Source organism: Burkholderia sp. WSM2230 (assembly GCF_000472445.1).
GTDB lineage: Bacteria > Pseudomonadota > Gammaproteobacteria > Burkholderiales > Burkholderiaceae > Paraburkholderia.
In genome coordinates this window covers 1-17,759 of the sequence record NZ_AXAJ01000023.1, presented here as the reverse complement: position 1 = coordinate 17,759, position 17,759 = coordinate 1, and the positions used below count along the sequence as shown (strand labels likewise).

The 17,759-nt window shown below is 63.8% G+C and carries 18 protein-coding genes and 1 pseudogene; 8 read left to right on the top strand and 11 right to left on the bottom strand.

Annotation, left to right across the window (positions count from 1 at the left end; all coding sequences use genetic code 11):
- Positions 1–2: 2 nt before the first annotated feature.
- Positions 3–353: a hypothetical protein gene (locus tag A3AC_RS0127880; RefSeq protein ID WP_025602777.1), complete on the bottom strand. Its 351-nt coding sequence runs from the start codon at positions 351–353 to the stop codon at positions 3–5.
- A gap of 368 nt (positions 354–721) precedes the next feature.
- On the opposite strand from A3AC_RS0127880, the gene A3AC_RS0127875 reads away from it, so the two are divergent.
- Positions 722–1,381: a response regulator gene (locus A3AC_RS0127875; protein WP_025602775.1), complete on the top strand. Its 660-nt coding sequence runs from the start codon at positions 722–724 to the stop codon at positions 1,379–1,381.
- Complete coding sequence (locus tag A3AC_RS0127870; protein WP_025602773.1) at positions 1,378–2,817, top strand: ATP-binding protein; 1,440 nt, start codon at positions 1,378–1,380, stop codon at positions 2,815–2,817. The genes A3AC_RS0127875 and A3AC_RS0127870 overlap by 4 nt, the downstream gene beginning before the upstream one ends.
- On the opposite strand, the gene A3AC_RS0127865 is transcribed toward A3AC_RS0127870, so the two are convergent.
- The 5 genes from A3AC_RS0127865 to A3AC_RS0127845 all read right to left on the bottom strand — a co-directional run bounded on the left by A3AC_RS0127865 (position 2,814) and on the right by A3AC_RS0127845 (position 7,568).
- Positions 2,814–3,923 carry a lysylphosphatidylglycerol synthase domain-containing protein gene (locus A3AC_RS0127865; protein WP_025602771.1) on the bottom strand — a complete coding sequence of 370 codons (1,110 nt, stop codon included), beginning with the start codon at positions 3,921–3,923 and terminating at the stop codon, positions 2,814–2,816. The genes A3AC_RS0127870 and A3AC_RS0127865 overlap by 4 nt on opposite strands.
- 173 nt (positions 3,924–4,096) lie before the next feature.
- Positions 4,097–5,269: a bacteriohopanetetrol glucosamine biosynthesis glycosyltransferase HpnI gene (gene hpnI, locus A3AC_RS0127860; RefSeq protein ID WP_025602769.1), complete on the bottom strand. Its 1,173-nt coding sequence runs from the start codon at positions 5,267–5,269 to the stop codon at positions 4,097–4,099.
- Positions 5,266–6,687, bottom strand: a complete 1,422-nt coding sequence (hpnJ, locus tag A3AC_RS0127855) for a hopanoid biosynthesis associated radical SAM protein HpnJ (protein ID WP_025602767.1) — start codon at positions 6,685–6,687, stop codon at positions 5,266–5,268. Before hpnJ ends, hpnI begins: the two co-directional genes overlap by 4 nt.
- A 238-nt stretch (positions 6,688–6,925) precedes the next feature.
- Positions 6,926–7,309, bottom strand: a complete 384-nt coding sequence (locus tag A3AC_RS0127850; protein ID WP_025602765.1) for a hypothetical protein — start codon at positions 7,307–7,309, stop codon at positions 6,926–6,928.
- Positions 7,310–7,364: 55 nt separating this feature from the next.
- A complete protein-coding gene (locus A3AC_RS0127845; RefSeq protein ID WP_013339388.1) occupies positions 7,365–7,568 on the bottom strand; it encodes a cold-shock protein in 204 nt (67 codons plus the stop codon).
- Positions 7,569–7,886: 318 nt separating this feature from the next.
- Here A3AC_RS0127845 and A3AC_RS0127840 point away from each other — a divergent pair, with 318 nt between their 5' ends.
- Positions 7,887–9,332, top strand: a complete 1,446-nt coding sequence (locus tag A3AC_RS0127840; protein WP_025602764.1) for an NAD-dependent succinate-semialdehyde dehydrogenase — start codon at positions 7,887–7,889, stop codon at positions 9,330–9,332.
- A 210-nt stretch (positions 9,333–9,542) separates the two neighbouring features.
- On the opposite strand, the gene kdgT is transcribed toward A3AC_RS0127840, so the two are convergent.
- Complete coding sequence (kdgT, locus tag A3AC_RS0127835; protein WP_025602762.1) at positions 9,543–10,559, bottom strand: 2-keto-3-deoxygluconate transporter; 1,017 nt, start codon at positions 10,557–10,559, stop codon at positions 9,543–9,545.
- A gap of 313 nt (positions 10,560–10,872) precedes the next feature.
- Between kdgT and kduI the strand changes: the two genes are divergently transcribed.
- From kduI to kdgR, 3 genes are all read left to right on the top strand, one after another.
- Positions 10,873–11,709: a 5-dehydro-4-deoxy-D-glucuronate isomerase gene (gene kduI / locus A3AC_RS0127830; RefSeq protein ID WP_025602760.1), complete on the top strand. Its 837-nt coding sequence runs from the start codon at positions 10,873–10,875 to the stop codon at positions 11,707–11,709.
- A 105-nt stretch (positions 11,710–11,814) separates the two neighbouring features.
- Positions 11,815–12,615 (top strand): 2-dehydro-3-deoxy-D-gluconate 5-dehydrogenase KduD, encoded by an 801-nt coding sequence (gene kduD, locus A3AC_RS0127825; RefSeq protein ID WP_025602758.1) that lies wholly within the window; start codon positions 11,815–11,817, stop codon positions 12,613–12,615.
- 84 nt (positions 12,616–12,699) lie between these two features.
- The gene (kdgR, locus tag A3AC_RS0127820; protein WP_025602756.1) at positions 12,700–13,578 is read left to right on the top strand and encodes a DNA-binding transcriptional regulator KdgR; all 879 of its coding nucleotides are present in this window, start codon (positions 12,700–12,702) and stop codon (positions 13,576–13,578) included.
- Between the two features lie 71 nt (positions 13,579–13,649).
- Here the strand turns inward: kdgR and A3AC_RS0127815 are convergent, their stop codons facing one another.
- Positions 13,650–14,204, bottom strand: a complete 555-nt coding sequence (locus A3AC_RS0127815) for a cytochrome b (RefSeq protein WP_198018040.1) — start codon at positions 14,202–14,204, stop codon at positions 13,650–13,652.
- 667 nt (positions 14,205–14,871) lie between these two features.
- On the opposite strand from A3AC_RS0127815, the gene A3AC_RS0127800 reads away from it, so the two are divergent.
- Both A3AC_RS0127800 and A3AC_RS0127795 read left to right on the top strand, forming a co-directional pair.
- Positions 14,872–15,228 carry a hypothetical protein gene (locus A3AC_RS0127800; protein ID WP_025602748.1) on the top strand — a complete coding sequence of 119 codons (357 nt, stop codon included), beginning with the start codon at positions 14,872–14,874 and terminating at the stop codon, positions 15,226–15,228.
- A 101-nt stretch (positions 15,229–15,329) separates the two neighbouring features.
- Positions 15,330–15,599 (top strand): hypothetical protein, encoded by a 270-nt coding sequence (locus A3AC_RS0127795; RefSeq protein ID WP_025602746.1) that lies wholly within the window; start codon positions 15,330–15,332, stop codon positions 15,597–15,599.
- Between the two features lie 68 nt (positions 15,600–15,667).
- Here the strand turns inward: A3AC_RS0127795 and A3AC_RS0127790 are convergent, their stop codons facing one another.
- The 3 genes and pseudogenes from A3AC_RS0127790 to A3AC_RS29575 all read right to left on the bottom strand — a co-directional run.
- Positions 15,668–15,919, bottom strand: a complete 252-nt coding sequence (locus tag A3AC_RS0127790; RefSeq protein ID WP_025602743.1) for a hypothetical protein — start codon at positions 15,917–15,919, stop codon at positions 15,668–15,670.
- 156 nt (positions 15,920–16,075) lie between these two features.
- Positions 16,076–17,254 (bottom strand): 4-hydroxybenzoate 3-monooxygenase, encoded by a 1,179-nt coding sequence (locus tag A3AC_RS0127785; RefSeq protein WP_025602742.1) that lies wholly within the window; start codon positions 17,252–17,254, stop codon positions 16,076–16,078.
- A 262-nt stretch (positions 17,255–17,516) separates the two neighbouring features.
- Positions 17,517–17,759: pseudogene (locus tag A3AC_RS29575) on the bottom strand (threonine ammonia-lyase, biosynthetic); the annotation flags it as partial.

Here is a 17,759-nt window from a genome sequence, read left to right as displayed (position 1 = left end):
CGTCAGTGTTTGTTCAGGACGAAAGGCTTGCCCGCGAGGCGCAGATGGAGAATCACAAGCCAGCGTCGTGGGCAGTCGGGTGCGACCGCGACGCGCTGCGCGTATACACCGGCCTCGCTCACATAGCGGTCGGCCACGGCAAGCCTGAATGCCGCGTGGCCCAATTGGCGCGCAACGATTACGCCGCCTGCCATCATGGCGAGCGCAGCGAGCCGGAAAGAGGCAGAGACGAACAGATGCTGTGCGCCGGGCAGCATCGCCACGGTTATGCACGCAAACACGTCGGCGACAAGAGCCGTAAGCGAAGCCACCATCAGGTGGGCGCGCAGCATATCAGCGGTGACTGGCTTCATGGCTTCGTACCGTGGCCTGATGAAAGCATCCTGCGGCTCGGGGCGCGCGGCGAGTGCCGACTCTTGACGCATCCCCGGCACGAACAGAACGGCCACCGGCCGCATGCATTCCATCGATGTACTTACGATCGCGTTTCGAAAGCCCGACAACGAAAGGCGATGCTGCGTGCTTATGTCATTGCTGCGACAGTAAGCTTTTAACGAGCGATAGTATCGAGTCAAGCTGAAGGAAACCTTAAGCAAAGATACTGTGCAAAGCAACACATGACCGGCATGGTTAAACTGCGAGGCTGCGGCCTATGCGCTCGCATTACGCTGGCACGATGCCCTCCCCCAGCGATAGAAACATCTAACGGAATTGATGCCTCATGCGTGTACTCCTCGTAGAAGACGACGACCTGATCGGCTGCGGAATAGAAGCCGGTTTGCGCCAGGCAGGCTTCACCGTCGACTGGGCGCGCGACGGCCACAAGGCCAGTCTCGCGCTCGACACCACGAGCTATGCGCTCGTCGTACTCGATCTCGGCCTGCCGCGCGTACCCGGCATGGAACTGCTCAAGCGCCTGCGCGACGCCGGCAAGGACGTGCCGGTGCTCGTGCTGACCGCGCGCGGCACGGTGGTCGACCGCGTCGGCGGTCTTGAAGCCGGCGCCGACGATTACCTCGGCAAGCCGTTCGACCTGACCGAGCTGATCGCGCGCTGCCGCGCATTGCTGCGACGCGCGCAAGGGCGCAGCGTCGAATTGATCCGCTATCGCAATCTGTCGGTGAACCCGGCGGCGCAGGCCGTTGAGGTGGGCGGCCGGCGCGTGTCCCTCACGTCGCGCGAATGGGCCATCCTCATGCAATTGCTGACGAACCAGGGCATTCCGCAGTCGCGCTCGCGTCTCGAGGAAAGCCTGTATGGCTGGCAGGAAGAAATCGAAAGCAATGCGATCGAGGTGCATGTGTCGAACCTGCGCAAGAAGCTCGGCGCGAATCTCATACGCACCGTGCGCAATATCGGCTACGTGGTGGAGAAGGAATGATGGGCGCATCCATTCGGCGGCGACTCATGCTGCTGGTGCTCGGCAGCATCGCGTTCGTGTGGGCGATCGCGCTCGCGTCGAGCTATCGTCAGGCCACGCGGGAAGTCGCGGACTGGGAGCAAGCGCGTCTCGCAGAACTCGCCCAGATGCTGGCGCTCCTCGATCAGTCGAATCTCAACACTCTCGCGAACGCGCGCATCGACGTGCGCGAAGAAGAAAGAGGCGGCGAAACCGGTGCGAACGACACCGACGACGACGACTCGCTGCCGCGCGATGCCTTCTTCCAGGTGCGCACGCGCGACGGCAGGGTGATCGCGGGCAGCCCGCCGCTGCGCGCGCTCGGCGCATGGGACTTGCCCGTGCCGCCCGTCACGGGAGCGCAGGACATGGTGCTCGCCGGCCAGACATACCACTCGTTCACGCTGCGCGATACGGCGCTCGGCCACACGGTGCGCGTGTTCGAACAGGCCAATACGCGCAGCGACCTCGTGAGCGGGGTCGCGAGCCGCATCGCGCGCCCCGCGCTGATCGCCCTGCCGGTGCTTGCACTGCTGGTGTGGTCCAGCATCGGCTGGAGCCTCGCGCCGCTGCGCATGCTCTCCGACGCGATCCGCGCGCGCGACATCAACCGCCTTGAGCCTGTCGATATCGGCCACGCACCGACCGAAGTGCGCCCGCTCGTCGACGCGATCAATCAGCTGCTCTCGCGCCTGTTGCATTCGCTCGAACGCGAACGCGCGTTCACTGCCGATGCCGCGCATGAACTGAAGACGCCCTTGGCCGCGATCAAGGTCCAGGCGCAAGTCGCACTCGCGGAGCCCGACCCGGCACGCCAGCGGCTCGCCATGGAACGCGTCGTGCAGGGAGTGGATCGCAGCGCGCGGCTCGCCGAGCAATTGCTGCTGCTCGCGCGTCTGGACATGCATGAAAAGTTGTCGAAGGCGCCGCTCGCGCCCGGCGCGCTCGCAAAAAACGCTTTGCTGGCGAATGCGGGCAGCGCGCAGCAGAAAGACATCCACGTGACACTGCACTGCGACATGCGCGCCGAGATCGACGCCGAGCCTGTGCTGATCGGCATTCTTTTCGACAATCTGCTGGATAACGCGATCAAGTACGGCAATATCGGCGGGCGCGTCGAGGTCGCGGTGCACACCGCGCAGAATCCAGCGCAAGACCGCGTCCTGGTGAGCGTGCGCGATAACGGCCCGGGCGTGGCGCCCGCCGATCTGCATCGCCTGACGAACCGCTTCTTTCGCGCAACGGGCAACCAGGCGACCGGCAGCGGCCTTGGCCTTTCTATCGTCGCGCGCATTGCAGAACACTTCGGGGCAACCGTCCAGTTAGGCACGGGCCTCGAGGGGCGCGGACTCGCCGTCGAAGTTTCGTTCCCCGCCTATGCCGCCGCGCCGGCCGAGCAGCTGAAGCCCGCCGCCTAGCGGCGGTTTGTCTCGCCGCCGACCGTGCTTTGCGCGAGTTCCACCTGCGCCGGGCCGCGCTCCGGCGGATGGCCGGCGCCCGGACCCGCATCCGGGCGGCCACGGGTCTGCGCGGCCCGCGCGGCGGTCTGCGCCGGCGCACGGTTCGCCGCTTCGGCAAACTGCCACGCAATCAGGCCTGGCACGAACATCAGCAGATCGCGAATCCGCCGCGCGCCGGCAAGAGCCAGACAGGTGGACGGGTCGAGGCCCAATGCGCCGCCGATCAGTATGAAACCGCCTTCCTGCACGCCAAGGCCGCCCGGCACGAAGAATGCCGCACTGCTGATGGCCTGGATCAACGACTCGATCACCACGGCTTCGACCAGCGTGACTTGCGCGCCGAGAAAATACAACGCGAGCCAGATCTCGAGCGAGGTCAGGAAGCACTGCAGCGGCTGCCAGAAGAACAGATAGCGCAGCACCGCGCCACGACGCCGCCAGATCAGCTTGATCGATTGATCTATTTGCGCGGACTGTCCGACGAGCGCAGCCAGCTTGCCGCTCGTCATGTGATTGAGCACGCGCGTCATGCGCTCGAACGGGCTGGCGTGCTGCACGAGCGCAAACAATACGAGGAGCGGCGTCAGCACGACCACGCCCCACGCAAGTTGCCCGGCGAGCCGCAGCGTGCCGGAATGCGCATGCGCAAACAGAAAGCCGATCCCGACCATCGTGAAGAGCAACTGGCTGATCACGGTCAGCTGCATATCGGCGATGATGCTTGCCACCGCCGTCGAAGGCCGCACGCGCCAACGTCTGAGCATGCGGAACGACACGACCTCGCCACCGATGCGCGCGACCGGCAGCATGCTATTGACGGATTCGCGCACCCACACGAGGTGCAGCATGTCGAGCACACTGGGCCGGTTTGCGCCGCGGATCAGCGAGCGCCAGTCGCAGGCATTGGCGAGCATCGGCAGGATGTGCGCAAGTGCCGCCAGGACGAGGCCCGCGCCGGCGGCCCGCAGCGCGCCGAGCACTGCCGTGGGATTGTCCCGCCAGACGAGCCAGAGCGACGCAACGAGTCCCGCCAAAGCGGCCACGCGGCCGAGGTGCCTGATCATGCGCAGATCTCACGCGCGCGCATGGCGCAATGGATTTGCCAGTCGTGGTTCAATTCGGAAAACGTGCCCGTCATTGCTGCCTAACCTGCTCTTTTACTCTTGTTTCGTCGCTTGTTCCGTCGCTTGTTCCATCGTTTCAGCGCCATTTGCGCGCAGCTTGCTGGCTCTGTCTTTCACTCGTCCGGCGCGGCCGACAGCAGCCCGTCGCCGTCCACCTTGAAGCTGAAGCCGCGCCATATCACGCGCGAAGACCAGAAGCTCGCGACAAAGATCGAAAACGACACGATATCCCATATCGGCAGCAGCCATAGCCCGCCATGCGTGCGTCGCAATGCGCGATCCGCGCTGAACTTCAACGCAAAGCGCGCAGACACCGCAAGCGCCGCAATCAGCCACGCCCATCGTGCGCTGCCGGAGAACGCCGCGGCCAACAGCGCCAATGCAAGCGGATGCATCAACACCGAACCCAGGTGGCCGAGCGGATCGACGCTGCGAATGGTGCGACTCCAGCGCAGCTCATGCGAGACCAATTGCGCGGGGCTCGCCTCGACGCACGCGTGCGAGACGGCAAGCGGAGGAATCGACACCTTCTGGCCGAGTGCGCGTACCGCCTCGCCAATCGCATGGTCTTCCGCCAGATGACGCACGAAGGGCATGAAACCGCCTATCTTCTCCAGCGTGGCGCGCGTCATCGCAATGGTCTGTCCAAAGCATGGCCGCGCCAGGCCAAGCGCGAGACCGGTTACGACACCTGGCAGAAACTGATAGTGGGTCGCCGCGGCCGACAGGCGCGGCCAGAAGCCGGGATCCGGCTCTCCGCGGTACACGCAGGTCACGAGCCCAACGCCCGGCCGTTCCAGTTCGCCGACGATGGTCCGCAGATAGTCCGGCCCGACGCCGACGTCGCTGTCGGCGAACACGAGCACGTCGTGCCGGGCGTGCGGCAGCATGTTGATGATGTTGCTGATCTTGCGGTTCGGGCCGTACAGAGAACTGTCGGCGATCACGCTGATGTCCGCTTGCGGATGCAGCCGGCGCAGTTCGTCGACGGCTTGCAATGCGGGGTCCATCGCGTCGTGGACGCCGAACAGAAACTGCACCGGCCCGGCATAATTCTGCTCGCAGAAGGTCGACAGATTATGCAGCAGCGCCCACTCACTGCCATGCAGCGGCTTCACGACCGTCACCGGCGGACAGCGATTCAGCTCGGCAACCGGGCGCGCGAAGAAGCGCCCGATCAGTACGCTCGCCAGCATCGTATAGCCGATGCCGAGCACCGCGCAGGCGGCGCACGCATACGCACATGCATGAGCACAAGCGTTGGCGGCCCAAAGCGCGCCGTTCACGCCTCGTGTGCGCGCAGAAAGCGGAAAAACTCGACACCTTCACGCAAGCGCCGTTTCATCATGTCCCAGCTTGTCAACATCTCGCGCAGAATTTCCCAGATTTTCGACGGACGGAAATAGAAGCGCTTGTAGAAGTTTTCGAGCTGGTGATAGATCTCTTCGCGCGACAGATGCGGATAGCCAATCGCCGCAAGCTGAACACCTTCCTTGCTGACGAGGTTGATGACCTTGTTTTCTTCGAGCCAGCCGTTTTCGACCGCCTGGTCGTAGAGGCGCGTGCCCGGATACGGCGCGGCGAGCGACACCTGAATAGTGTGCGGATTGATCTCTTTCGCGTACTCGATCGTCTTCTGGATCGTCTGCTGCGTTTCGCCCGGCAGACCCAGAATGAACGTGCCGTGAATCTTGATGCCGAGCTTGCGGCAGTCTTCACTGAAACGCCGCGCGATGTCCGTGCGCAAACCCTTCTTGATGTTCAGCAGGATCTGATCGTCGCCGGATTCGTAGCCGACCAGCAGCAGGCGCAGGCCGTTTTCCTTCATGATCTTGAGCGTCGAATAAGGCACGTTGGCCTTCGCGTTGCACGACCAGGTCACGCCGAGCCTGCCGAGACCGCGGGCGATCTCTTCGACGCGCGGCTTGAAGTCGGTGAAGGTGTCGTCGTCGAACATGATCTCCTTCACTTCGGGCATGTTGTCGCGAATCCACTTCACTTCTTCCAGCACGTTCTCGACCGAACGCGTGCGGTAGCGGTGCCCGCCTACGGTCTGCGGCCACAGGCAGAAGGTGCACTTCGAGCGGCAGCCGCGTCCGGTGTAGATCGACACATACGGATGCTTCAGATAGCCGATGAAGTAATTGTCGATCTTCAGATCGCGCTTGTAGACCGGTGCGACGAACGGCAGTTCGTCCATGTTCTCGAGGATCGGACGCGCTGCGTTGTGCTCGATCGAGCCGTCGGCGGCGCGATAGCTGAGCCCGAGAATCTGCGCGAACGGTTTGCCCGCGGCCACTTCCTGGCAGGTGAAGTCGAATTCCTCGCGGCAGACGAAGTCGATTGCCTCACTCGCCGTCAGCGAATTGTGCGGGTCCACGGCAACCTTCGCGCCGACCATGCCGACCAGAAGCGAGGGCTTGCGCTTTTTCAGGTCTTCCGCGAAAAGCGCGTCGGTGGGAAAGGACGGCGTGCTGGTGTGGATGACGACCAGATCGTAGTGCTGCGCGATGTCGAGCGTTGCATCGACGGACAGGCCGTCGGCGGGCGCATCCAGTACACGGCTGTCGGGAACGAGTGCGGCGGGTTGCGCAAGCCACGTGGGATACCAGAACGAGCGGACTTCACGCTTGGCCTGGTAACGCGAACCCGCGCCACCATCGAAGCCGTCATACGACGGCGCCTGCAAGAACAGAGTTTTCATGGATGCTCCAGCAAGCCTTATACGGGCGCTCTGTGTTTTGTGTCGAAGAACTGTCGGAACGGCCGCCCGCCGGGCGGCGAGCGAAGAAATATGTTCGCGCAGATGGTACGGAGCAAAGCTGAAGGAAACCTTAAGCAAAGGCTGCGCGCAGGCCCTGCCGCGCAGGGACTCACCGGAGCATTACTACAAGGCTTCGTTATGCTTACTAATTACCTCGCAAGTTGTGTAAGCAACGGAGTTAGCGCGCAACGACATGCCGCGCCCACTCCAGCCAGCCGAGATTGAGCGCGGCGTTCACCGCGACACCGAGCGCCGACGCAATCGCCGCGATCATGGTCCAGAAAGCGGAGCGGCGCGCGGCGCTCGCGGAGGTGTGCGCGGCGTCGGCTGCATCGCGCGACGCGCTCGCGGCCGCCTGCGCGACATGTGCCGAAGACTCCATCTGCGCGAGCGACTTCAACGCGAAGCCTCGCTGCTCGTCCGCTCTCGCTTCTTCTTTTTCTAACACATAGCGATGACAGAACGGCGTCAGCGGAGCATCGGGACGGTGCGCGGCGAAGTACCTCGCATAGGCTTCGCCGCCGTTGGCATCGATTTCCTGATAAGCGGATTGTTTGTCCACACGAGCCTCGCCTGCGCGCCGCGCGGCGCGAGAAACGGCTGCCGCTCCGCCCGTCCTAGATAGGCTTGATATCCGCCGCCTGTTTTCCCTTCGGCCCCTGTTTCACTTCAAAGCTGACCTTCTGGTTTTCCTGCAGCGATTTGAAACCCTCGGCGCGAATTTCCGAGAAATGGGCGAACAGGTCTTCACCTCCGTCGTCCGGTGTGATGAAGCCAAAGCCCTTCGCGTCGTTGAACCACTTTACTGTACCGGTAGGCATGTCGATTCCTCATGTGCATCTGGTTGACTGGGACTGCCGCTCGACTGTACGCCTCTTCAGGCGACGGCGCTTCGGCCGGCCCGCCATGCGCTAATCCTTGTCGTTGTCGTGCAGGCCGGGGCGGCAGCCCCGATTACATACGACGCAAGATACGTGCCGCGCCTGTCGCGAATCGCGCGGCCGCCGGTGCGTTTGGGCGCAATCAGATAAGATGTTTTGTTATCGGCAGTCCATTCCCGGCCACGCGCGCCCTGGCCGCGCCTTCGTCAATATTCAGGCGCCGCGCAGCCTGTCGTTTTCTTTCTTACAGGAACAAGCATGGCAATTTCGAGCTATACCGATACCCGACTTCTCATCAACGGCGAGTGGTGCGATGCCGCGAGCGGCAAGACCATCGACGTTCTCAACCCCGCCACCGGCCAGGTCATCGGCACGGTCGCCCATGCCGGCATCGCCGACCTCGACCGCGCGCTCGAGGCGGCCCAGCGCGGCTTCGAAGCATGGCGCAAGGTGCCCGCGCACGAGCGCGCCGCGGTGATGCGCAAGGCCGCCGCGCTGGTGCGCGAGCGCGCCTCGGACATCGGCCGCCTGATGACGCAGGAACAGGGCAAGCCGTTTGCGGAAGCGAAGATCGAAGTGCTGGCCGCGGCGGATATCATCGAATGGTTTGCCGACGAGGGCCGCCGCCTGTATGGCCGCGTGGTGCCCTCGCGCAATCTGGCGGCGCAGCAGCTCGTGCTGAAGGAGCCGATCGGCCCGGTCGCCGCCTTCACGCCGTGGAACTTCCCGGTCAACCAGATCGTGCGCAAGCTGAGCGCGGCGCTCGCGAGCGGCTGCTCGTTCCTCGTGAAGGCGCCGGAGGAAACCCCGGCGTCGCCGGCGGGCCTGTTGCAGGCTTTCGTCGAAGCCGGCGTGCCGGCCGGCACCGTCGGCCTCGTGTTCGGCGATCCGGCGGAAATCTCCAGCTACCTGATCCCGCATCCGGTGATCCGCAAGGTGACGTTCACCGGCTCCACGCCGGTCGGCAAGCAACTGGCCGCGCTCGCCGGCGCGCACATGAAGCGCGCCACGATGGAACTGGGCGGCCACGCGCCTGTGATCGTCGCTGAAGACGCCGACGTCGCGCTCGCCGTCAAGGCAGCGGGCGGCGCGAAGTTCCGCAACGCGGGCCAGGTGTGCATTTCGCCGACGCGCTTTCTCGTGCACAACAGCATCCGCGAAGAGTTCGCCGCCGCGCTCGTCAAGCACGCGGAGAGCCTCAAGCTCGGCGACGGTCTCGCGGAAGGCACGACGCTCGGGCCGCTTGCCAACGCACGCCGTCTGACGGCCATGAGCAAGGTGCTCGACGACGCGCGCAAGACCGGCGCGAAGGTCGAGACGGGCGGCGAGCGCGTCGGCTCCGAAGGCAACTTCTTCGCGCCGACGGTGCTGACCAACGTGTCGCTCGAAGCTGACGTGTTCAACAACGAGCCGTTCGGTCCGATCGCCGCGATCCGCGGTTTCGACAAGCTGGAGGAAGCGATCGCGGAGGCCAACCGCCTGCCGTTCGGCCTTGCCGGCTACGCGTTCACGAAGTCGTTCAGCAATGTGCATCTGCTGTCGCAACAGCTCGAAGTCGGCATGCTGTGGATCAACCAGCCCGCCACGCCGACGCCGGAAATGCCGTTCGGCGGCGTGAAGGATTCGGGCTACGGTTCGGAAGGCGGGCCGGAAGCAATGGAAGCGTATCTCGTCACGAAGGCCGTGACGGTGATGTCGTCCTGAGGCATGGAGGCGCGCTCGGGCACTGCGGATTCACGCAAGCAGCGCCTGAGCGTGACCAGCCTGGCAGTTCAAGTCCGCGAGTTTCGGCTCGCGGACTTTTTTTGCCTTCCTCTTTCTCATTGAGCCGCGCCGGCCGGCCACACAGTTGAACTGCGCGTTGCGTCAAACTTAGCGCCCCGCCCCAGCCCGACTGCTTACCCCTCAGCATCCTCACACATGCGCATCGCTCTCCTTCAGCGGGGCCGTCGCCGGAGTCGGCAAGCCTTCGCGCAGCGCCCCGCTCGCCTGGTACCGGCGCACCCATAGCGCAGTCAGCATCGGTACCAGAATCGCGGTCACGAGACAGGCGGTCGCAACCATCGCTGTCGCGGCCGGCACGAGCGGCCTGAAGCCCGGAATCATCTCGCCGATGATCGCCGGGTTGGCCACCGCCGCGCCGGCCGTCGACGAAGCCGCAAGGCCCGCCGCGCCATTGCCGCCCGCAATCCAGCGGTCGGCGAGAATCAGCGGAATGCCCGTCACGACGATAACCGCGAGGCCGAGCAGCACGCCTGCCATGCCGCTCTTCGCGATCACGGCGAGGTCGATGCCGTTGCCGAGCGCGAAGCCGAAAAACGGAATCAGCGGATGCACACAGCGGCCGAAGAACTCGCGCAGATCGCTGTCGATATTGCCGAGCGCGAAACCGATCAGAAACGGCAGCACCGCGCCAACAAAAAGCCGCGGCTCGAAGAACGCGACGCCCGCCGCGCCCAGAATCATCATGCTGACAAGCGGCCCCGACTCGACCGACATCAGCACGAATGCGCCGGCCTCCTCTTTGGTGCCGTACTGCTGCATCACCGCGGCGTAGAGACCGCCGTTGGTCATGTCCATCGACGTGGTGATCGCGAGCACCGAAAGCCCGGCGAAAAGCCCCGCCTTGATGCCGTCCACCGGAATGAAATGCGACGCCACGAGGGTGGCAATCCACGCGACCACCATCTTCGTGACCAGCAGCGTGCCGGACTTGCGCAGCACCGTGCCGGTCGCTCGCAGGTCGATCGTCGCGCCCATGCAGAAGAACCACACCGCGAGAATCGGCACGGTGCCGGCGATCAGTCCATTGGTGAACGAGCCGAAATACTTGCCCGCGCCGGGCGCGAACGTGTGGACGCAGGCGCCCAGCAGCAGCGGCACGAGCATCAGGCCGCCAGGAATGCGGTCGATGGCCTTCTTGAGCTTCATTGTCTCCTCCGTGGATTTGGCGTCCGCTTGTCCGTGGCGCCGTCTTGCGTAAGCACCGGTCTGGCGCCGGCTGCTCCCTTTCGGCGCAATATAGCATCGTGTTAGGAACGCCGTTCCGTATTTTTGCGCCGATATCGTCATCGTTTACCCGGTCATTTATTGCTTGGGTGTGCTGCGCGGCGCGCGTCGCAATTTTTTGTGGACCACTGTTCCGGAAATATGAATAACACGCTACAGTCGAGCCCATACGTTCGCCGCCTTGAGCCCGCGGCGAAGCGGTTCATCCACCGGAGACAACACCATGGAAGCAACCCTGCAAGTGAGGCAAGCCGTCAACAGCGATTACGCGAAGGCGCTCGATACCGCCGGATTGCGCAAGGAGTTCCTCATCGACCAGGTGTTCGAGCGCGACGCGCTGCGGCTCACCTATAGCCACATTGACCGCATCATCGTGGGCGGTGTGTGGCCGGCTACGCGCGCCGTCGAAGTGCCCGGGTCGCTCGGCAAGTCCATCGGCGTGAACTATCTGCTCGAGCGGCGCGAGCTGGGCGCGATCAACATTGGCGGCGCCGGCTGGGTCGACGTGGACGGCATGCGCTACACGGTGCGCAACGAGGAGGCGATCTACATTGGCCGCGGCGCGCAGGCGGTGGCCTTCGGCAGCGAGGATGCCGCGCAACCGGCGAAGTTTTACCTGAACTGCGCGCCCGCGCACGAGTCGCACCCGACCCGCACGATCTCGCTCGCTGAAGCATCGCCGCAAACGCTCGGCGATGCCGCGACGGGCAACCGCCGCACAATCTACAAGTTCATCGTTCCGGAGGTGCTGCCCACCTGCCAGTTGTCGATGGGCATGACCAGGCTGGAACCCGGCAGCCTCTGGAACACGATGCCCTGCCATACGCACGAACGGCGCATGGAGGTGTATTTCTATTTCAATGTCGCCGACGACGCCGCCGTCTTTCACATGATGGGCGAGCCGGACGAGACGCGGCACATCGTCGTGCATAACGAGCAGGCTGTGATCTCGCCGAGCTGGTCGATTCATTCGGGCGTCGGCACGCGGGCCTACACGTTCATCTGGGGCATGGTCGGCGAGAACCAGGTGTTCAGCGACATGGACCACATCGCGGTGCAGGATCTGCGCTGAATGCTGAGCGTTGGGCGTTGGGCTTTGAGCGTTGAGTCTGGCCAGCATTGGCCTTGCGCTACCAACGGTCCGCCAGCGGCCCTCCGCCTACAGGAAACAGACGACATGGGTTTCGACATTGTGAACATCTCTGCCACGAACCGCTCCGCGTCCCATCCCTTCGATCTCAGCGGCAAGGTCGCCATCGTCACCGGCAGCAATACGGGACTGGGCGCCGGCATGGCGCTCGCGCTTGCCGAGGCGGGCTGCGACATCGTCGGCGTGTCGCGTGCCGATGCCGGCGAGACGCCCGCGCGCATCGCAGCCGCCGGGCGCAGATTCGCGGACGTGCGCGCCGACCTTGCCTCGATCGCGCCCGTGGACGACATCGTGCGCGCGGCCGTCGAAGCCTTTGGACGCGTCGACGTACTGGTGAACAACGCGGGCATCATCCGCCGCGAAGACGCACTCGATTTCAGCGAGAACGACTGGGACTCTGTCATGGACCTCAATCTGAAGAGCCTGTTCTTTCTTGCGCAGGCGGCCGCGAGGCAGTTCGTGCGGCAGCAAGGCGGCGGCAAGATCATCAACATTGCGTCGATGCTGTCGTTCCAGGGCGGCATCCGCGTCGCCTCCTACACGGCGTCGAAAAGCGGCGTGCTTGGGCTTACGCGGCTGCTTGCCAACGAATGGGCCGCGCAGCGCATCAACGTGAATGCGATCGCGCCCGGCTATATGGCCACGGCGAACACGGCGGCGTTGCGCGAAGACGCGCAGCGCCACGACGAAATCCTGAACCGCATTCCCGCCGGCCGCTGGGGCGCGCCGGACGATCTCGCAGGGCCGGTGGTATTTCTCGCCTCGTCCGCGTCGGACTACGTGCATGGGCATACACTGGCAGTAGACGGCGGATGGCTCGCGCGCTGACTCGGCAGAAGGCGCGAGACGCGGTATGCTCGCGGCGTCCGCGAAAATGCGGCACGCAATTGAGTTCGATCAGGAATCACGGAAATGGCAGCAAGCAGCAGACAACAGCGCAAGGACGACTCCGCGGCCCTCGCGCACGACGCGGACTGCGTCGAATCCGGCAGCGAGAAAGGCGAATCGGCTTCGTCGATTGGCCGCGTCTTTGCGATTCTCGGCGCAATCGGCGACAGCGGACAGATCGGCATCAGCGAACTGTCGCAGCGGCTCGGCATGTCGAAAACCACCGTGCATCGCGTCGTGCAGACGCTCAAGGCGCTAGGTTTCGTGACGCAGGAAGTGGAGACCGAGCGCTACCGTCTGACCATTCGTCTGTTCGAACTCGGCGCGAAGGCGCTGGAAAGCGTGGATCTCGTGCGCGAAGCCGACGTGGAAATGCGCCGCATCGGCCAGTTGACGCGCGAGGCAGTGCATCTCGGCGCGTTCGACGAAGACGCGATCATCTACATTCACAAGATCGACGCCGATTACGGGCTGCGCATGCAGTCGCGAATTGGTCGGCGTAATCCGCTTCACAGCACGGCGATCGGCAAGGTGCTGCTCGCCTGGATGGACCCGGCCGACGCGCGCGAGGTGCTGTCTCACGTCGACCTCCGCAAGTCGACGCAGAAGACGCTCTCGTCAGCCGAGGCGGTGCTGAGCATTCTGCCGCGCGTTCGCGAGCAGGGCTACGGCGAGGACAACGAGGAGCAGGAAGAAGGCTTGCAGTGTCTCGCGGTACCGGTGTTCGACCGCTTTGGCCGCGTGATCGCCGGCTTGTCGATTTCGTTTCCGACCATGCGTTGCGGCGCCGACACGAAGTCGCACTACGTAGCGCTGCTGCGCGAATCGGGCCATGCGATCTCGACGCGGCTCGGCTATCGCGAGAAGGCCGCGCCGCAGCACGCGGCGGCGGAGCCTGGTTGAGCGTGTGCTGCTGGTGGACTGCGGGCGCCTCGTGTCGGGCTGCCCGGCAGTCGTTCGGACTACTCAGGCCGTCAAGGCAGCATGCGCTGCAAGACGTCGTCCTTCAGCACGAAGCGGTGAAACAGCGCGCCCGCCACGTGCAACCCGATCAGCGCCAGCAGCACCCACGCAAGATAACCGTGGATGTCGCCCATCTCATGGCCGACACTCGAGCCTACCGGTGAGATCGACGGATAAGGCAACACGCCGAAGAGCTTGACCGTCCAGCCGCGCGACGACGCATTCGCCCACCCGAGCACGGGCACGACAACAAGCGCCGCATACAGCAAGCCGTGCGTAACGTGCGAGACGATTCGAAAAAATGGCGACAACGATGCCGGCGCCGGGCGATGCGTCACCCGCCAGACGATTCGCAGCACGACGGCCGCGATCAGCGCTGCGCCCACACCGAGATGCCAGGCGATCAACCCTTCCGGCAGCGTGCCCTTGTGAATGTCGGGCATGGTCCAGCCGATCACGAACTGGGCGGCGACCAGCAGGACTATCAGCCAGTGAAGAAATCTGGCGACGCCGTTGTAGCCCGTCGTATAACGGCGCGAATTCGTATCCAGCGATTGCATGTTCATGGGACGTTTCGTCTCTCTCGTGGTATTGGGGGAGCGCGGGTCGCGCCAGCGTGCGAGCCGGTATGGTACCCGGCGAATATTAATAGAAGTTGAACCGCACAAGCCGAACCGAGGCCGGACCGTTTGCCGCGTGAGCCGGAATGTCGCAAGAAGGTCGGCGCAAAGCGCCAGTCTGCAACCGAATGTATCCGTACGGCGTGCGCCACGCAGCGCGCATGGCCGGCGTTTTTCTGGCGCGCGCAACGTCGCGCCTTTGTATAGCGGCGGTTGGCGCGAGACGCATGCATGCGTCGTTTTCACAACGCGCTCAACGGTTTGTCCGTCCGATGCACCGCGTGGCGGCTTTCGCCGCCCTTCTCATGCGTCCTCGCCTGCGTGCGTTGCGCGACAGCACGTCGCGCGATGCGCCCGACACGTCCTGTTACACACGAACACAACGGTAATGCCGCCTCTCAGTAGAGTTCGGGTCAACAGGAAAGAGGAGCATTGTCATGAAACGAATTCTCGCATTGGTCATTCTCGCGGCAACACTCGGCATGGGATTGAGCGCGTGCATCGTGGTGCCCGAAGGCGGCTATCACGACCATTATCGTTACCACGACCGTTACTGATCCGGGCTGATGCCGCACGGTCCACACTCGACTATCTGAACGCGGGAATCAACAACATGAACTCATCACGAAACCGCTTGCTGTCCATTGCTATCGTCGCCGGTGCTGGCATCGGCGTGTCGTCCGTCGCGCTCGCTCATGTCGATGTCGGCGTGAATATCGGCGTGCCGGGTGTCGTCTATGCTCCCGAGCCGGTCTATGCCCCGCCGCCTCCACCCGTGTATGCGCCGCCGCCTCCCGTGGTGGTGGTGAGCCCGGGCTGGTACGGCGATCGATACTACGACGGCCGCCGCTACTGGGAGCGTCGCGAATGGGAAGATCGTCATCGCGAACGCGAGTGGCACGACGCGCGCGGTCCGCACGGAGACTGGCGCGGCCACGGCGAGTGGCACGGTCATGGTGGTGATCATTGACGATGGTGACGCCATCGACGGCGTACGCACCGCGTCAACGGATCTGACAATCGTGCCGCGCCGGTTTTGCCTATGCGTCGGCACCTTGCAGGAGCGACATATTGGTACGCACTGACCCACGACGAGTCACCGCGCAGATCGACGGCATCCTGATCTGCGCGGAATACAGCGAGCAGACCGGCCAGTTGTGTCTGCGCCAGGACGGCGCGCTCGTTCGCGAATGGTTTCCACCGCACTCGTGGATCGCGATTGCGTCCGTGGCAGGCGCGCGGCATTGGGGCACGCGCCCAACCGACGACGACCTGCTCGCGTTACTGCGCAACGAAATGACCTTGTTGCGCTCGCCGCAAGCAGATGCAATTCAGAAATAACAAAGCGCGCGGCGCATGATGCGTCGCGCGCTTTGGAGGTCGCGCATCAAACGCCTTTTGGCTAGCGCTCACCGCGCGTTGTAAACCGGCGGCGAGTAGGAACTGAACGTGATATCACCACCGCGGCCTGCCTGCCATGTGCCGTGGCTGCCTGAACCGTAGCCGCTGTCCGCGGTTCGCACGGAGTCCTGCTGACCGGCGGCTGCACTGCGGACAGCTTCTGTGCCCTGCTCCGCCGTTTGTCCCGACGTCTGCGCAATCGAAACAAGCGGCGCGCCCAATACGACGGCAACAGCAACAGCGCGAATAAGCGATTTCATTTGACCACCTCCGGTTCTGTCTTTTATCCGTGCCGCGAGCGGGATTCGTTCGCAGCGGTGAAGGCAGTGTAGGTGCGTCGTAGTAGCCGATAAATCCGCTAATCCTGAATTCACTGTTGCTGTTGCACCGACAATCGCAGGCGGCCTCGCTCGCGCTCAGTCCTGAGGCACGGCCACGCCGACGTAGTTCTCCGCCATCACGGTGGCCGCCGAACGCGACGTGGTCACGTATTCGAGTTCAGCCACCTGAAGCTGCTGCTCGAACGGCGACGCGCCTTCAACGCGATGCATCATGCTCGTCATCCAGTACGAGAAATGTTCCGCGCGCCAGATGCGCTTGAGCGCCGTTTCACTGTAACGCTCGAGCAGATCGGTGCGATTCTCGACGTAGAAGGCGTTCAATGCCTTCGTGAGCAGACGCACGTCGGCGACGGCGAGGTTCATGCCTTTTGCGCCGGTCGGCGGCACGATATGCGCTGCGTCGCCCGCGAGAAAGAGCCGGCCATGCTGCATGGTCGCCGATACGAAGCTGCGCATGCCGACAATGTTCTTCTGGAAGATTTTGCCGTCTACCACGTGCTGGCCATCGTGCGAGTCCACGCGTGCGTGCAGTTCGGCCCAGATGCGGTCGTCGGACCAGTTGTCGACGGAATCCTTCGGATCGCACTGGAAGTACATGCGCTGCACGTTGGGCGAACGCGTGCTGATCAATGCAAAGCCGCGGTCGTGCCGCGCGTAAATCAGTTCATCCGACGAAGGCGGCCCTTCGCATAGGATACCGAACCATCCGAACGGGTACACCCGTTCATAGTCGCGGCGCAATGCCTGCGGAATCGACGCGCGCGAAACACCCTGCGAGCCGTCGCAACCGATCACGAAATCGCATTGCAGCTCGCATGCTTCGCCTTCGTGGCGATAGCGGATTGAAGGCTTGTCGGTGTCGATGCCGTGCAGCGACGTTTCCGATACGCCAAAGCGCAACGCACCGCCCGCTGCGACCCGCGCCGCGACCAGGTCCTTGATGACCTCGTGCTGCGCATACACGGTGATGGAGTGCCCCGTGAGTCCAGTGAGATCGATCCGCCGACGCTTGCCTTCGAACGCAAGCTCGAAGCCGTGATGCAGCGCACCTTCGGCCTTCATGCGCTCGCCGACGCCTGCCTGGGTCAGCAGATCCATCGTGCCCTGCTCGAGCACGCCGGCGCGAATGGTCGATTCGATCTGCTCGCGCGTGCGCGTTTCCAGTACGACCGACTCGATACCGCGCAGATGAAGAAGATGGGAAAGCAGCAGGCCCGCGGGCCCTGCACCGATAATGCCAACCTGAGTGCGCATGATGTGTCTCCTGAGTGCAAGTTTGATTTGCCTCAAGTTTGACAATCGGGCCAGCTATCGCGCAACGCGATATCGCGGATAGGCTGTATTGTGTATCGAGATAAGGAGGTTGCATGGCGAAGCTGATTCGGCGCGGCCAATGCGATGTCACGCCCTGCTGACGGCGCTTGCAGCGAGGAGATGGTCGATCCGTCCCGATCGCGTGCAGGTCAGGTACTCAAGGTAAACCCCGAGCGAGCGCACGCGTTCGAGTTCATAGCGTTCAGCCAAGAAACAACCGATAAACCGGATTCTGCGTCTCTTCCCAATACGGATAGCCGAGCGTCGCGAGGAAGCGGTCGAACTCCGCGTTGTCGGTTTCCGGCACCTGGATGCCGACGAGAATCGAGCTGTAGTCCGCGCCCTGGTTCCGGTAATGGAAGAGACTGATGTTCCAGTCCGGCGCCATCGACGAAAGGAACTTCATCAGCGCGCCCGGCCGCTCGGGAAACTCGAAGCGGAAGAG

Coding starts and splice junctions, on each gene's coding strand:
- kduD (WP_025602758.1), top strand. CDS start 11,815: ATGGGTTTCGACATTGTGAACATCTCTGCCACGAACCGCTCCGCGTCC.
- hpnJ (WP_025602767.1), bottom strand. CDS start 6,687: ATGAAAACTCTGTTCTTGCAGGCGCCGTCGTATGACGGCTTCGATGGT.
- A3AC_RS0127870 (WP_025602773.1), top strand. CDS start 1,378: ATGATGGGCGCATCCATTCGGCGGCGACTCATGCTGCTGGTGCTCGGC.
- A3AC_RS0127785 (WP_025602742.1), bottom strand. CDS start 17,254: ATGCGCACTCAGGTTGGCATTATCGGTGCAGGGCCCGCGGGCCTGCTG.
- A3AC_RS0127880 (WP_025602777.1), bottom strand. CDS start 353: ATGAAGCCAGTCACCGCTGATATGCTGCGCGCCCACCTGATGGTGGCT.
- A3AC_RS0127865 (WP_025602771.1), bottom strand. CDS start 3,923: ATGATCAGGCACCTCGGCCGCGTGGCCGCTTTGGCGGGACTCGTTGCG.
- A3AC_RS0127800 (WP_025602748.1), top strand. CDS start 14,872: ATGAACTCATCACGAAACCGCTTGCTGTCCATTGCTATCGTCGCCGGT.
- A3AC_RS0127790 (WP_025602743.1), bottom strand. CDS start 15,919: ATGAAATCGCTTATTCGCGCTGTTGCTGTTGCCGTCGTATTGGGCGCG.
- A3AC_RS0127815 (WP_198018040.1), bottom strand. CDS start 14,204: ATGAACATGCAATCGCTGGATACGAATTCGCGCCGTTATACGACGGGC.
- kdgT (WP_025602762.1), bottom strand. CDS start 10,559: ATGAAGCTCAAGAAGGCCATCGACCGCATTCCTGGCGGCCTGATGCTC.
- kdgR (WP_025602756.1), top strand. CDS start 12,700: ATGGCAGCAAGCAGCAGACAACAGCGCAAGGACGACTCCGCGGCCCTC.
- A3AC_RS0127840 (WP_025602764.1), top strand. CDS start 7,887: ATGGCAATTTCGAGCTATACCGATACCCGACTTCTCATCAACGGCGAG.
- A3AC_RS0127845 (WP_013339388.1), bottom strand. CDS start 7,568: ATGCCTACCGGTACAGTAAAGTGGTTCAACGACGCGAAGGGCTTTGGC.
- A3AC_RS0127875 (WP_025602775.1), top strand. CDS start 722: ATGCGTGTACTCCTCGTAGAAGACGACGACCTGATCGGCTGCGGAATA.